The following is a 14,586-nucleotide window of genomic DNA, read 5'->3' on the forward strand; positions in this document are numbered from 1 at the left end:
CCCCGTCGCGCGTCCCTTCGCCGCCCAGCCCTCCGGGACCTCGGGTTGCCCAGGGCCGCCGCGCCCCTCCGGGGTGGCCGCGGCTTCGCTGCTGCCCCTCGCCGAGCTCGTACCGGCGATGTCGGCACCGTGCCGGATGCATCCCTCGGTCGACCTGATCGGCGCCGAACTCACCGCCTGGGCCCGCGAGGCCGGGCTGGAGGCTTCCCCTCGCGCCGGGTTCGAGCGGATGGCGGGCCGTGCCTTCGCCGGGTTCGGCATGGCGGCGACGCTGCTGTTCGCCAAATGGCTGACCTGGCTGTTCCACTTCGACGACGAGTGGGACGAGAAGCCCGCCGGGCGCGCGACCGAGATCGTGGAGGCCGCCTTCGCCAGGCTCGACCTTGTCGCGCGCGCTCCCGCCCATGCCTCCTCAGCCGTCGAGATCGCCTTCGCCGACCTCTGGGAGACCACCGCGGGGCGGATGAGCACCAGGTGGCGGCACCGGTTTCTGGCGGGGCTGGCGGCGCAGGGCGAGGCCTGCCGCACCGAGGCCGAGAACCGGTGCGCGGGCCGGGTGCCCTCCCCCGCGGAGTATCCGCGGCTGCGGCGGGGCACGGCGGGCCCCTACCTGTTCGATCTGGTGGAGCCCTGCCTGAGTGTGGAGGTGCCCGCGGGGCTGCGGGAGAGCACGACCTGGCGGACCCTGCTGGACGCCTGCAACGACGTCACCGCGTGGTGCAACGACGTCGCCTCGCACCACAAGGAACGGGCCAACGGCGACGTGCACAACTACGTGACGGTCGCCGCGACCGCGTTCGGGCTCTCCGACGGCGCCGCCGTCACCTGGGTGAACGACCGGATCGCCGCCCGCGCCGAGGACCTGCGGACCTCCGCGCGCCGGCTGCCGGCGCTGTTCGACCGGTTCGAGCTGTCGACCGGCCAGGCCCGGGAGGTCAGCAAGGTCGCGTGCGCGTTCCTCGCGGCGCCGAGAGCGCAGTTGGAATGGCTCCTGGAGTCCAGCCGGTACGACGTGCCGTGACCTGGCCGTTCCCACCCCGCCGAGGCCGTCCGGGTGGGAACGGCCTCCTGCCCCACGCCCCCGCCGTCCGGGTGGGAACGGCGCCCTGCCCCACGCCCCCGCCGTCCGGTGTGGCGGGCCTGTCGGCGGTCGGGCCGGCTCTCGGGCGCCCCACAAGATCCTCCTGCTTTAATCGCTTATTGATTGGATTGCATCTAATGCCGGTTAAGGTCCTTTCAAGTACGAAATGAAGGGCCTGGACTCTCATGCGCGGGCTGAACCTGCCGATCCCAAGGGTGACGCCCATCCAGAGGCGGGTCGCGGCGATGCTGGCCGCCAGCGTGTCCATCGCGATGGTGTGCGTCAACGTCTGGGTCACGGCGCAGCTCCAACAGCCCTCCTACACGCCGCTGCCGTTCGCGCCGGAGGACGTGGCCGGCACCGCGTTCCCCGTCCTCGGGGTGCTGCTGGTGTTCCAGCGGCCCCGGCTGGTCATCGGTTGGCTACTCTGCCTGGGCGGGCTGTTCTCCGCGTTGAACAGCCTCACGGCGAACCTCGTTCTGCTGAACGCGATACGGAAGTGGGCTGTCGCGCCCGAGGCGATCTGGACCGTCGCCGGGGTGAGCTGGAGACTGACCATCCTGTTCCTGGCCGTGCTGCTGCCGCTGCTCTACCCGGACGGCAGACTGCCCTCCCCGCGCTGGCGGCCGCTGCTCTGGGGCTCGGCCGCCGTCCTGGCGGCCGACGTGCTCGTCACGGATTTCATGTCCCTGCCCGGACGGGAGGGCACGTCCCCCCTCAGGTTCCTCCTGGACATGCTCACCAACACGGTGATGCTCCTGGCCTTCGCCTCACTGGCCGCGCGGTTCCGGGGGGCGGGCCCGGAGGAGCGCAGGCAGATCCTGTGGCCGCTGGTCGCGATCGCCACCGTGATCCTTCCCTGGGTGTTCGGCAACCCGGTGTGGTGGCTGGCGTCGTTCACGATCCCGCTGGTCCCGATCGCGATCACCTTCTCGGTGCTGCGGTACCACCTCTACGGGATCGACACGCTCATCACCAGGGCGCTGGTCGGCGCGGGCCTGGTCGGCGTGATCGGCGGGGTGTACGTGGCGGTGGGCACCGCCTCCAGCCTGTTCCTGTCGGACGTGGACCGGATCGGCGGCCTGATCGCCGCGCTCTGCGCGGGGGCGTTCTTCCACCCGATACGGCGGGTGCTCCAGCGTGGCGCCGACCGCCTGCTCTACGGCAGCAAGGGCGACCCGGTGGCGCTGGCCGCCGAACTCGGGCGCAGGCTGCAGCGTACCGATCCCGCGGGCGGGCTGGCCGCCGCACTGGAGGTGCTGCGCGACGGTCTGGCGGTCACCGGTACGGGCGTGCGCTTCTCCGGCGGCCGGCCCAAGGATGCGACGGCGGGGACGCTGGAGGAGGTGGCGCGCGACATCCGGCTCGTGTGGCACGGCGAGCCCGTCGGCCGCCTGCTCATCGGCCCACCGGGGGCCAGGCACCTGCCGGCCACGCACAATGAACGGGTCATCGCCGCGCTCACACCGTACGTGGCGGACGCGGCCCACGCGGTCCGGCTGGTCGGCGCGCTGCAACGTTCCCGGGAGCGGATCGTCACCACCCGCGAGGAGGAGCGCCGCCGCCTCCGCCGCGACCTGCACGACGGTCTCGGCCAGTCACTCAGCGGGATGGCGATGTCCATCAACATGGCCAGGCACTCCCTGCGCGTCTCCCCCGAGACGGCCGAGCGCATGCTCGGCGAGCTGCGCTCCGGGATGGACAGCGTCACCAGCGACATCAGACACCTGGTGTACGGCCTGCGACCGCCCGCCCTGGATGAGCTGGGCCTGGCCGGGGCGGTGGCGGAGATGGCGGGCCCCGGCGTCACCGTGGAGGTCAGGGGCGAGCCGACGGGGCTGCCTGCCGCCATCGAGGTGGCGGCGTACCGGATCGCGCAGGAGGCGCTGACCAACACCCGCAAGCACGCCGGCGCCACGACGGTGCGGTTGTCGCTGGAACGCGGCGAGGACTCCTTGAGCATCCGGGTGCACGACGACGGGGTCGGCGTCCCCGCGGAGCATCGCTCGGGGATCGGGCTGGCGTCGATGCGCGAGCGAGCCGCCGAACTCGGTGGGACATGCATGATCACGACACCTCCCGAAGGGGGCACCATGGTCGAAGCCGTACTTCCGGTGAACTTGAATGTGGAGATCTGACCACCGATGATTTCTTACAGCCTGCGAACGATGGTGAGTATTGCCCTATGACGTTGGCCCAGGTAGCTCTAGCCTTGCGCCTGCAATGCTGACATTTCGTGCTCTCGGACCGTTCCAGGCGCGCCACAACGGCACGCTGCTCGATCTCGGCGGCCAGCGCCAGATGGCGGTGCTGGCCCGGCTCCTCGTAGCCGGTGGCCGCGCCGTCCCGGTCGCCATGCTCATCGACGAGCTGTGGCCTGGCGAGCCTCCCGCCCAAGCCCTGTCGACCATCCAGGGATACGTGTCGCGGCTGCGGCGCGCCCTGGAACCCGGCCGCGCGCCGCGGGAGGAGGCCGAGGTGCTGGTCTCCGCCCCGCCGGGGTACGCGCTGCGCGCCTCCGCGGACCAGGTGGACACCTGGACGTTCGAAAACGCGGTCAAGACCGGTGGCGAGCCCGCCGAGGTGTGGGATCGCCTGGAGGCCGCCCTCGCGCTCTGGCGGGGTCCGGCCCTGGCCGAGTTCTCCGACCTGCCGTGGGCGGTGACCGAGGCGGGCCGGTTGGAGGAGCTGCGGCTGATCGCGGTCGAACGCCGTGCCGACGCGGGACTCCTCCTCGGCCACTCCGGCGCCCTGGTCGCCGACCTGGAGGCGCACGCCTCGGCGCACCCGCTGCGGGAGGAGGCCTGGCGGCTGCTCGCGCTGGCCCTGTACCGCAACGGCAGGCAGGGGGACGCGCTGGGAGCGCTCCGGCGGGCCAGGGGGATGCTCCGCGACGAGCTCGGCCTCGACCTCGGCGCCGCCCTGCAGCGCCTGGAGTCCGACATGCTGGCCCAGGCCGTTCACCTCGACCCGCCCACGGAGCCGGTCGCCACGCGTGCGGCGGAACCGGCGGCGCCGCGCGCGACGACCACCGAAGAGCGGGCACGGGCGCTGCCCGGGCTACGGATCGTGGTGGTGGACGACCAGGCACTGGTCCGCACCGGCCTGCGCGTGGTACTGGACAGCGAGCCCGGCTTCGAGATCGTCGGGGAGGCGGAGAACGGCGAGCAGGCGATCGCCGTGGTCCGGGAGACCGCTCCGGACCTGGTGCTGATGGACATCCAGATGCCCAGGCTGGACGGGCTGACCGCCGCGCGGCGGATTCTGGCCGACGAGACACCGCCGAAGGTCGTCATGATGACCACCTTCGGCACGGACGACAACCTCTACGCGGCACTGCGCGCGGGGGTGAGCGGGTTCGTCCTCAAGACGTCGGCGCCCGAGCAGCTCATCACCGCCATACGAGCCGCGCAGGCAGGGGACGCGCTGATCGATCCCGCCGTCACCACCCGCCTGATCGCGGCCTTCGCCGGGCGCACCAACCCGTCCGCGCCGCCCGGCCTGGCCGGTCTCGGCGACGCGGACCTCGACCTGATGAAGCTGGTCGCCAGAGGGCTGACCAACCGGCAGATCGCGGCGACCCTGGCGGTCTCCGAGCACTCGGTCTCGCAGTCGGTGGTCAAGCTGCTGGACCACCTCGGGCTGTTCGACCGTGCCCAGCTCGTCGTCACCGCGTACGAGTCCGGGCTGGTCAACCCCGGCGACGTGGGCAGATAGCGATGCACCCGCGGGCACGGGAGCACGGCCGGGTGCTCGACGGCGTCGGCGGCGTGCCCAGGCGGGCCGTCGACGCGCTCACCGTGACCGCGGGCCTCCCCATCGAGCCCGCCGTTCCGCTCGCGCGCGCCCTGCTGCGCTCGCCACGGCGGCTCGCCGCCGTGGCGATGGCCGTCCTCTCCGTTGGGCTTATCGCGGGCGGGGTGGTACTCCACCTCGATCTGCCGCCCGACTGGCAGCCGGAACCGACCATCGTGTCCCAGTTGGCAACGGGGCTGATGTTTCCCGTGGTGGGTGCCTTCCTGCTGGCCCATCGCTCGCGTCCGGCCACGGCATGGCTGATGTGCGTGGGCGGCCTGATGTGCGCTGTCAACTTCTTCTCCTCGTCGGCCATGTTCACCCTCGCGGCGGCGGGCGACCTGGCCGGCGCCGGCTACCTCCGCTGGTTCATGATCGCGGGAAGAACGGGTGCGTTCATGCTGGCGGTCCTGCTCCCGCTCTACTCCCCCGACGGCCGGCTGCCCTCACGGCGCTGGCGGCCGGTGCTGGTGGTCGCCGTGCTCGTGTTGGTGACGGACACACTGCTCAACCTCATCCGTCCGGCACCGGACCCGGCGAGCTACCCCTGGCCGCGGATCATCCCCAACCCGCTCGCAGTGGATGTCCTGGCTCCCTACAACCTGGCGGCACGCCAGGTGACCTCTTTCCTGATCTTGGCCCTCGTGGTCCTGGCGCTGGTCTCCCTGGTGCTGCGTTTCCGGCGGGCCGACCCCGTGCTGCGCCGCCAGATCGCCTGGCCGCTGTTCGCGTTCGCCGTCCACGTCGCCTGCCTGCTCGCCGGACCCGACTGGTTGCTGGCCTCCATGATCTGGGCCGGGCTGGTCCCCGTGGCCATCGCCTTCTCGGTGCTGCGCTACCGGCTCTACGGCATCGACACCGTGGTCAGCCGCGCCTTCGTCGCCGCCGGGCTGATCGCCGCGGTCAGCGTCATCTACGCGGTCGGCGCGGTCGCCGGACTGGCCCTGTCGGGATATGACCGGATCAGCGGCCTGGTGGCGGCCCTGCTCGCCGGAGTGATCTTCCATCCGCTCCGGCACAGGCTCAGGGGCCTGGTGGACCGGCTCATGTACGGCACGCACGGCGACCCGCGGGCGCTCGCCGCGCGCCTGGCCAGGGAGGTCCGCGAGACCGAGCCGACCAACGCGCTCGCCGCCGTCGCCGCGGTGGTCAAGGACGGGCTGAGCGTCACCGGGGTCGCGGTCGAGGTGTACGAGCCCGGCGCCAGGCAGATACAGGTCGGCCTGCTGGGCACGGCGCCACGCGGCGTACCGCTGGTCTGGCACGGCGAGCCGGTCGGGCTGCTGCTGCTGGGCTCCCCCGGCCCCCGCAGGTTCGCCGCGGCGCACAACGATCGCCTGATCGCGGTGACCGCGCCGTACGTGGCCGACGTGGTGCACGCGGTGCGGATGACCGCCGACCTGCAGCACTCCCGGGAGCGCATCCTCACCGCCCGCGAGGAGGAGCGCCGCCGCCTGCGCAGGGACCTGCACGACGGGCTCGGCCACGCGCTGACCGACATGGCGATGGCCATCAACATGGCCAGGATCAGCCTGCGCACCGCCCCCGACTCCGCCGACCGGCTCCTGGCGGAGCTGCGCGACGGCATGGACACGGTCAGCGAGGAGATCAGGGAACTGGTGTACGGCCTGCGACCGCCCACCCTCGACGAGCTGGGCCTGGCGGGGGCCGTACGGGCCCTCGTCCAGGAGGGCACGCCGCAGGTCGCCGTGGAGACCGAGGGCAACCTTTCCGACCTGCCCGCGGCGGCCGAGGTGGCCGCCTACCGCATCGCACAGGAGGGGCTCACCAACGTCCGCAAGCACGCTAAGGCCAGCTCCGCGGTCATCTCGCTGCGACTCGGTGAGGCGCTGGTGGTGCGTGTCCAGGACGACGGGCACGGGCTGCCCACCGGCCCCCGCTCGGGGGTCGGGATGCTCTCCATGCGCGAGCGCGCCGCCGAACTGGGCGGGACCTGCGTGATCGGGGCGGCCCCCGGCGGCGGCACGGTCGTGGAAGCCGTGCTGCCGATCGCAGCCGGCCACCTGTAAACCTTTTACCCCTCTCGGGGCTCTAACTCCGTTAGAGAATTGACCCGAGGAGATCTTCTTGAAGTACTGGGCACTGGCCGTCGGCGCCGCGTTCGCCGTGTCTGCCACCGCTGCTCCCGCGCTCGCCGGGTCCACCGGAGTCACCGCCCCCGCGACGGCATCACCTCGGACGACCTCATCCCCGGCGGCTCCCGTGGCGGGCGCCGTCTACTTCCGCCACGGCGGCAGCGGGGTCGAGGTGCTGACCCACCGGGGAGGCTGGAGTCGCCTGACCGCCGGAGACGGGGCGTTCTCCGGCCAGTTCGCGGTCGCACCCGACGGCGGCAAGGTCGCCTGGATCGACGACAAGAGCAGGCTGCACGTCAAGTCGGCCACCGGGGACAGGGTGATCGCCAAGAACGCCGCCTACGGCAGTCCCTGCCTGACCCCCGCCTGGACCGCCGACGGCAAGCGGATCGCCTATCCGGTGCGCGGCACGGCCACGGCCACGACCGTGGCCGTGGCCGGCACCGACGGCAAGGACTGGTTCAACGCCGGCAAGACCCTCGGCCCCTGTCACCTGACCTGGTCGGCCGATGGCAGGACTCTCGCCGGGTACGCGGGCGACGTCAACGGCGTCTACCTCCTGGACACCAGATGGCGCAGATCCAACCGCACTCCCGGTATCAAGCTCGCCAACCACGTGGAGAGCCTGTCGCCCGACAGCCGCAGGGTGGTGGTCAACGCCATCGGCGCGAACGCCCCGGGCGGTGACGGTTCCTGGCCCCTGTCGTTCTCCCCGTCGATCTACGACACCAAGACCGGGGCGAAGATCACCATCCCGGTCAAGGGGCGGCTACTGGGCGCGCGTTACCTGCGCGACGGCCGCCTGGCGGTCCGCGTCAAGGGCACGACCGCCAACACGATCGTGATCCTCTCCCACTCGGGCAGGGAGCTCCAGCGGGTGACCGAGCCCGCGAGGGCGAGGAACCTCGGGCTGCTCGGCATCCTCGACTGACATCTCTCCGCTGATCCCCGGGCACGTCCCAATAGGATGGGCGCGTGGCTCAACTCCGTATCGCCCTGGCCCAGAGCAACCCCGCCGTCGGTGACCTGGCCGCCAACACCGACAGGCTCGTCGAGTGGACCCGGCGCGCCGCAGACCGCGGCGCGCACCTGGTCGTCTTCACCGAGATGTTCCTGACCGGTTATCCCGTCGAGGACCTGGTGCTGCGTACCTCGTTCGTGGAGGCGTCGATCTCCGCGATCGAGGAGGCCGCGCGGCGGCTGGACGAGGCGGGACTCGGCGAGACCCCGGTGGTCGTCGGCTACGTGGACCGCGCGAGGCTCGCCCCGCGCGTCGGTCAGCCCAAGGGCGCACCGCTCGACGCGGCGGCGCTGCTGCACCGGGGCCGGGTGGTCGTCAAGACCGCCAAGCACCACCTGCCCAACTACGGCGTCTTCGACGAGTACCGCTACTTCGTCCGCGGCGACCGGCTGCCGATCTTCCGGCTGCACGGCGTCGACGTGGCGATCGCGGTCTGCGAGGACCTCTGGCAGGAGGGCGGCCCCGTCGCGGTGGCGGCCGAGGCCGGGGCCGGGCTGCTGGTGGTGCCGAACGCCTCGCCGTACGAGAAGGAGAAGGACGACGTGCGGCTGGCGCTGGTGGCCAGGCGCGCCCGCGAGGCCGGTTGCGCCCTCGCCTACGTCAACCAGGTCGGCGGCCAGGACGAGCTGGTCTTCGACGGTGACTCGCTCATCGTCTCCGCCTCCGGCGAGCTCATCGCGCGCGCGGCGCGCTTCTCCGAGGAGCTGCTGGTCACCGACCTGGAGCTGCCCGAGGCCAGATACGGGGGGCTCGGGGAGTTCCAGGTGGACGCCGGAGACAACAGCGTGATCACGGTGGAGCGTCTGGAGCTGTCGCTTCGCCCCCTGGAGCCGTACGAGCCGGAGCCCCCCACGATCTCCGAGCACCTCGACGACACCGCCGAGATCTACTCGGCGCTGGTCCTCGCGGTCCGTGACTACGTCGCCAAGAACGGCTTCGGGTCGGTCATCCTGGGCCTGTCCGGCGGCATCGACTCTGCGCTGACCGCCACGATCGCCTCCGACGCCCTCGGACCCGACCGGGTGCACGCGGTGCTGATGCCCTCCCGCTACTCCTCCGACCACTCGCTGAGCGATGCTCAGGAGCTGGTCGACCGGCAGGGGATCAACGCCAGGACCGTGCCGATCGCCGACATCGTCAGCGGCTTCGAGAAGGAGATCGAGCTCTCCGGCCTGGCCGCGGAGAACCTCCAGGCCCGGGTGCGCGGCATGCTCCTGATGAGCCTGTCCAACCAGCACGGCCATCTCGTCCTCACCACCGGCAACAAGAGCGAACTGGCCACCGGCTACTCCACCCTCTACGGCGACTCCGCGGGCGGCTTCGCGCCCATCAAGGACGTGCTCAAGACCCTGGTCTGGGAGCTGTCGCGCTGGCGCAACGCCCAGGCGGGCCGCTCGGGCGAGTTCCTGCACGGGTTCGCGGTGCCGCCGATCCCGGAGAACTCGATCGAGAAGGAACCCAGCGCGGAACTCCGCCCCGACCAGCGCGACACCGACTCCCTTCCCGAGTACGAGGTCCTGGACCGGCTGCTGGACGACTACGTCGAGAAGGACATGGGCTCGGCCGAGCTGATCGCCGCCGGACACGATCCCGCACTGGTCGCCCGGGTGATCCGCCTGGTCGACCTGGCCGAGTACAAGCGCCGCCAGTATCCCCCGGGCCCCAAGATCACCCCCAAGAACTTCGGCCGCGACCGCCGCCTGCCCATCACCAACCGCTGGCGCGAGAAGAGCTGACGAGGTCTGGGAACGTTTCTGGGTATCACACTCCCCTGCCAGGAGAATGATCAGTACAGTCGACAGGGTGCGTCATGTCGCGGGATGCGTTCTGTTACTTCTACTGGTGGCCGGCTGCACAAACAGCAGCCCCACCCTCGACGAGGCCGCCCAGGTGCTGGCCCAGGACATGAAGAAGCTCGAACCCTTCTATCCGACGACAAACAAGAAAACGGTCGACAGGACCGGCAAGGGGAACGATGATTTCTCAAACTGCTCAAAGAGCGATACCGCGCTTCGCCTGTATCAAATCAGCGGCGATTTCGGCGAAGACATTCAGTCCACACCTGCCGAGCGAGCCGACCTGTTTGGACGACCTTTACGTGACAAGATAAAAGAGATCGGCTACGAAATAGATCGAAATTCCAGCTGGGCACAGCCCGGCCGAAGCGTGGGAATACTTCGAAAGAACGATCCAGGAATCACCCTTATTGTTCTCGTACAAGCCTCCAAGCCTAATATAGAAATCATCGGAAAGACCGACTGCTTATCAGCGCCCAGCCCATTAGAGCGAGGTCTTCAATAGGTGAGCCCGCTCCCGGAGCTGTAACGCGTTCTGCCGTAGATTGCGTGCGGCACTCTGACATTGATCGGTGAGGCGAGCGATCTCTGACCGCTTTCGAACAAGGTCATCGTCAAAACGTTGAGCAGCAGGGCCCGCCCAAATCCGACCGTCACCAACCGAACTGGTCTTGATGCGATCAAGAAGCATTTCAAGATTCTTCATATAGCCATCAAACCTGTCAGCCAGCATTTCCTTCGCCTCAGCCTGGCGCATCAACTCAGTCGGCTCCATTATCACTACCCCCCACGTGCTTTGAGCGCGGACTTCAAGACCGGGGTCAACTGACCAGAGAACACTGCCCTGAGCTGACCTAGGTCGGAATCGCCGATAGCCGGATTCCCATGGAATTGGCGAGAAACATTGAAAGCGGATACTTGAGCGTCAACGAGGGCGTCGAAAAAGTCCGAGGCATCCCCCGCTCTCGTATCGTCGAAGAAGTCCTCGATGAAATCTTTCAAAGGATTCTTCTGAGTTATATCGAGCGCCTTGCCGAATGATGTATCACGTACTACGCCATTAATGAATTTACCACCGACCCCTGCAGTGAGAATATCCAGCGGAAGCACCAGAAGCTCTGTAATGATCTTATCGGTTTCATCTGCGGAAAGATCAGCCGCGTGTAGTCCACTGAACAACATCGACGCTAAGGCCCCCGATGTCACCGCTTTTCTATAGAAGCGATCACGCTGTTCCTGTCGAGCACCCTCCGTCGAGGCATCACCAAAAGGATGCTCTTTACCCAGGTCAAGGCTCCATAGAAACTTACCGTAGCCGTTCTTAAGCGGCACCAGCGCTCCAGGACTCTGCAATAACCCTCCAAAAAAACTGGCGATTCTTCCAGAGTCAACACCTTTCCACTCTTTACCTGCAGCGGCATCTACAACATCATCTTCTTGATTCCAGACCGCGATAAGTTCGGGAAAGTACTGTGAGATGTGTGTGGCGAGTATCTGGCCGACCGGAGACGGGGCGGACAGCGCAGGCCAGAAGTTCCTCCTGCTGTAGAGATCGATGATGTTGAGCCAGGAGTCACGGCGGAGGGTCGTGTCTCCCGCCCCCGGAGCCAGTGCCCCGTCCAGAGCGGTGGCGAGTAGTTGCTCGAAGTCCGTGCCTTCGAGACCGTTGACCACCTCGGGCCGTAACAGCAACGTCGCGTTCTCAGCTGAGACCAGAAATCGCTGGGTCGCTCCCACATCCTGGCTCAGCGCCTTGGCCAGCCAGTAGATGTTCCAATCCTTTCCCGACACGCGTGAGCCGCTGTACTGGAGCAGCTTGGCGCCGGCCGCGAGGACGAACTCGCGCGACTGTCGGGCCAGGCCGAGCAGTGCCGCCATGTCGCCTACGGGGAGGCCACCCAGGGCGTGGTCGCGCAGACCTCGGGGAAGGGTACCTGCCGCATCCGCCGAGGCGAACGCCTCGGCCAGCGGTTTCAGATCCTTGCCCGCCTTCTTCAGGTTCCCGGGGCTGTAACCGCGCGGGTCGTTCTGGTTCCGCGAGCTCACGGCGGCGAAGATCGCTCCGAAGGTGGCGCTGCCAAGCGTTGTCAGCAGCCCCGTCGAGTAGGCGGCGTCGATGGTCTTGCCCTGCCCCTCCCGGAGCGCCGCCTGGACCATCGCCCAGTTCTGAACGCTGGGATCCTTCAGATAGTCGTGCCATGCCGCCAGGGTCTGTTTTCCGGCGAGTGCCCCGGCTTGCTGGGACGTGGTGGCGTCACCGAAAGCGAATTCGGCAGTCTTGAGGCCGCTTTTCGGTGCTGTGTCCTCGACGCGCTCGATCGTCTGGGTCCGCCAGGTCAGGTCCCGCTGCGCCTCGTCGAGAAACCGTCCGACGTTGTCCAGTACCTCCGCACCGGGACCTGCCGGCCAGTTGATGCCCGCTTCGGCGATGGAGGCGGCCAGCGAGGGTCTCAACACCCGGCCCCGTTGCGCGGCATCGCCCATGGCGGTGATCAGGCGTCGCGCCCCCGCCGGATCAATGCCGACAAACTCCACCATTTCGCCTGGTCTCCTCGGATAGAGACGCTGGGATAACAAAGCCTCAACATGTTACCCCGACTTCCCTACAACCGAGAGTGTGAAGAAAACAGCGAAAACAGTTAGCAGACAAATCGGAAGTCAATTCAATGAGTTCCGAGGGAAGCTTCCGGTCGGGGCGACCGACAACTACTTTGAGTAGTGATTCAACTACAGCAGACAGCGGGAGACAGGAGTCCGCGATGCCCCCTTCGCGTGAGCTCGACAGCGCGTCCAGCCCACTCGCCTTCTTCGCCATGGAGCTACGCCGCCTGCGCGAGCAGGCCGAGCTGACACAGGAACAGCTCGCCCAGGAGATCTCCTACTCGACCGCGCTGGTCAGCATGGTGGAGACCGGGAAACGCAACCCGTCCCGCGACTTCACCAGACGTTGCGACGAGAGGCTCAACAGTGGCGGACTGCTCATGCGGATCTGGCCGCTGCTGGCCAATACCGCCTACTCCACGCAATTCCAACCCTGGTTGGAGATCGAACTCCATGCCCATGCATTACGGACCTGGCAGCCGCTTCTGGTTCCCGGACTGCTGCAGACCGCCGACTACGCCCGCGCGATCCTCAGCGCCGAGCCGGGGGTAACCGCCGAGCGGGTCGAGGAACTCGTCACCGGACGTTTGGACCGCCAGAAGGTACTGAGGAGAGAAAATCCGTTACTGCTCTGGGCGGTGATCGGCGAAGAGGCTCTACACCTCCGTATAGGCGGGCCAGAGGTCATGCGCGACCAAATCGCTGCACTGATCACCGCGACAGAGAATAATCACATCTCTGTACAAGTCGTCCCCAGAGGACTGGATGGCCCCAGTAGAGCGATTGTGGGCTTGGAAGGAGGATTCCTCATTGCCAGTGCCGAGGGCAGCCCGGATAGTGTATTCGTGGAATCCGCCGCCGCAGGACACGTCACAGACCACCCGCGGGACGTAACGGCGATCTGCAAACGTTACGAAGCGATCCGCTCGGAAGCCCTGCCCGTGCGGACCAGCGTTGACCTCTTAGCGAAGGTGGTAAAGGAATGGCAGCAGACCTGACCGGCGCGACCTGGCACAAATCCTCTCTTAGTGGTTCCAGCGGCAGTGACTGCGTCGAGGTGGCCGTCGTGGACGTCTCCGGCACGGACCACAAGGCGGATCTCGGCCCCCTGCACGTGATCCGCGACTCCAAGAATCCCGAAGGCCCCAAACTGTTCTTCACCCAGTCCGAATGGGACGCCTTCGTCGGCGGCGTCAAGCTCGGCGAGTTCGACCACTGACGAGCACGCGCGAGGCTCCCGGTGCACCGCGTACGGGGGGCCTCACCACGACACTCGTAGGGTCGGCAAGCTGGGGATTCCTATCGGTTCGCGCTGAGGTTCACATCGCGGCGCCGGGTCGCGGGTCAGGTGCGATAGGCCAATGTGGTCACGCTCGCCACGAGAGTAAAACGGGTTAGATCGAGAATTTTCCGGGGTTCCGGGGCCGAGGTGAGGAGGCATGTCCGGCGTCATCGGACCAGAACAGCTGCGATCTCTCGATCGCGGCCCCGTTGAGAGAGCGACGGATCTCAGGGTCACAGAGAGCCCCCTCGTGGACGCAGAGGAGTTTCAGCCGGGGCCGAGGCCTGCCAGGAGGTGGTCGACGATTTGTTCGGTCAGGTCGGGGGAGAGTTCGCCGCCCTCGCCCTCGGTGCGGATGTACCACATGACGGTGCCGACCAGGGTCGCCATCGCGATGCGAACGTCGAGGTCGGCCCGGAGTTCGCCGGTGGCGATGCCGCGCCGCAGCAGGGCGGCGATCGCCGCCCTGCGCGGCTCGATGGTCGCCTGGCGGATGCGCTCCACCAGACGCGGGTGCCGCTCGGCCTCGTTCATCGCGATGTTCATCACGCAGCGGCTGCGCGCGTCGCACGCGTCGCGCTGGAAGACTCGCATGTAGGTGATCAGATCCTCACGGACCGAGACGCCCTCCGGTGCGGGAAACGGCCTCTTGAGGGTCGCCAGCGCGTCGACGAGCAGGTCCTCCTTGTTGGACCAGCGTCGGTAGATGGTGGTCTTGCCGACCCCCGCGCGAGCTGCGATGCCCTCGATCGACAGTTCGGAGAGGCCGATGCTCTCCCCGATCAGATCCAGGGTCGCGTCGATGATGGCCTTCTCCGCCCTGGCGCTGCGGGGACGGCCCGCGGGGCGGGTCGTCTGAGCCGGGGCCGGCTGGACCTCGGCCATCTGGGTCTCGTCGGTGGTCGTCATCGCAC

At 68.2% G+C, this 14,586-nt stretch carries 11 protein-coding genes; 9 read left to right on the forward strand and 2 right to left on the reverse strand.

Annotated features, from left to right (window positions below):
* Positions 1-73 precede the first annotated feature (73 nt).
* The 7 genes from OIE13_RS18780 (at position 74) to OIE13_RS18810 (ending at position 10,294) form a co-directional block, all read left to right on the forward strand.
* Positions 74-1,021 (forward strand): terpene synthase family protein, encoded by a 948-nt coding sequence (locus OIE13_RS18780; protein ID WP_326638007.1) that lies wholly within the window; start codon positions 74-76, stop codon positions 1,019-1,021.
* A 275-nt stretch (positions 1,022-1,296) separates the two neighbouring features.
* Positions 1,297-3,219, forward strand: a complete 1,923-nt coding sequence (locus tag OIE13_RS18785) for a sensor histidine kinase (protein WP_326828462.1) — start codon at positions 1,297-1,299, stop codon at positions 3,217-3,219.
* An 85-nt stretch (positions 3,220-3,304) separates the two neighbouring features.
* Positions 3,305-4,798: a BTAD domain-containing putative transcriptional regulator gene (locus OIE13_RS18790; protein ID WP_326828463.1), complete on the forward strand. Its 1,494-nt coding sequence runs from the start codon at positions 3,305-3,307 to the stop codon at positions 4,796-4,798.
* A gap of 2 nt (positions 4,799-4,800) precedes the next feature.
* Positions 4,801-6,906: a sensor histidine kinase gene (locus tag OIE13_RS18795; RefSeq protein ID WP_326828464.1), complete on the forward strand. Its 2,106-nt coding sequence runs from the start codon at positions 4,801-4,803 to the stop codon at positions 6,904-6,906.
* 58 nt (positions 6,907-6,964) lie between these two features.
* Complete coding sequence (locus OIE13_RS18800; RefSeq protein ID WP_326828465.1) at positions 6,965-7,903, forward strand: TolB family protein; 939 nt, start codon at positions 6,965-6,967, stop codon at positions 7,901-7,903.
* A 44-nt stretch (positions 7,904-7,947) separates the two neighbouring features.
* Positions 7,948-9,729, forward strand: coding sequence for an NAD+ synthase (locus tag OIE13_RS18805; protein ID WP_326637997.1), 1,782 nt, complete (start codon positions 7,948-7,950; stop codon positions 9,727-9,729).
* 67 nt (positions 9,730-9,796) lie between these two features.
* Positions 9,797-10,294: a hypothetical protein gene (locus OIE13_RS18810; RefSeq protein WP_326637995.1), complete on the forward strand. Its 498-nt coding sequence runs from the start codon at positions 9,797-9,799 to the stop codon at positions 10,292-10,294.
* Between the two features lie 275 nt (positions 10,295-10,569).
* Here OIE13_RS18810 and OIE13_RS18815 read toward each other — a convergent pair whose 3' ends face one another.
* Positions 10,570-12,327 (reverse strand): hypothetical protein, encoded by a 1,758-nt coding sequence (locus tag OIE13_RS18815; protein WP_326637993.1) that lies wholly within the window; start codon positions 12,325-12,327, stop codon positions 10,570-10,572.
* A gap of 221 nt (positions 12,328-12,548) precedes the next feature.
* Between OIE13_RS18815 and OIE13_RS18820 the strand changes: the two genes are divergently transcribed.
* Positions 12,549-13,388 carry a helix-turn-helix domain-containing protein gene (locus tag OIE13_RS18820; RefSeq protein ID WP_326637991.1) on the forward strand — a complete coding sequence of 280 codons (840 nt, stop codon included), beginning with the start codon at positions 12,549-12,551 and terminating at the stop codon, positions 13,386-13,388.
* Positions 13,373-13,609, forward strand: coding sequence for a DUF397 domain-containing protein (locus tag OIE13_RS18825; protein ID WP_326637990.1), 237 nt, complete (start codon positions 13,373-13,375; stop codon positions 13,607-13,609). The genes OIE13_RS18820 and OIE13_RS18825 overlap by 16 nt, the downstream gene beginning before the upstream one ends.
* Before the next feature lie 330 nt (positions 13,610-13,939).
* On the opposite strand, the gene OIE13_RS18830 is transcribed toward OIE13_RS18825, so the two are convergent.
* Positions 13,940-14,581, reverse strand: coding sequence for a TetR/AcrR family transcriptional regulator (locus tag OIE13_RS18830; protein WP_326637988.1), 642 nt, complete (start codon positions 14,579-14,581; stop codon positions 13,940-13,942).
* Positions 14,582-14,586: the final 5 nt, after the last annotated feature.

Origin of the sequence: Streptosporangium sp. NBC_01810 (assembly GCF_035917355.1) — a bacterium.
Classification (GTDB): domain Bacteria; phylum Actinomycetota; class Actinomycetes; order Streptosporangiales; family Streptosporangiaceae; genus Streptosporangium.

Bases quoted from the DNA above. Each gene is read 5' to 3' on its own strand.
- OIE13_RS18790 (WP_326828463.1), top strand. From the start codon at position 3,305: ATGCTGACATTTCGTGCTCTCGGACCGTTCCAGGCGCGCCACAACGGC.
- OIE13_RS18795 (WP_326828464.1), top strand. From the start codon at position 4,801: ATGCACCCGCGGGCACGGGAGCACGGCCGGGTGCTCGACGGCGTCGGC.
- OIE13_RS18815 (WP_326637993.1), bottom strand. From the start codon at position 12,327: ATGGTGGAGTTTGTCGGCATTGATCCGGCGGGGGCGCGACGCCTGATC.
- OIE13_RS18820 (WP_326637991.1), top strand. From the start codon at position 12,549: ATGCCCCCTTCGCGTGAGCTCGACAGCGCGTCCAGCCCACTCGCCTTC.
- OIE13_RS18825 (WP_326637990.1), top strand. From the start codon at position 13,373: ATGGCAGCAGACCTGACCGGCGCGACCTGGCACAAATCCTCTCTTAGT.
- OIE13_RS18830 (WP_326637988.1), bottom strand. From the start codon at position 14,581: ATGACGACCACCGACGAGACCCAGATGGCCGAGGTCCAGCCGGCCCCG.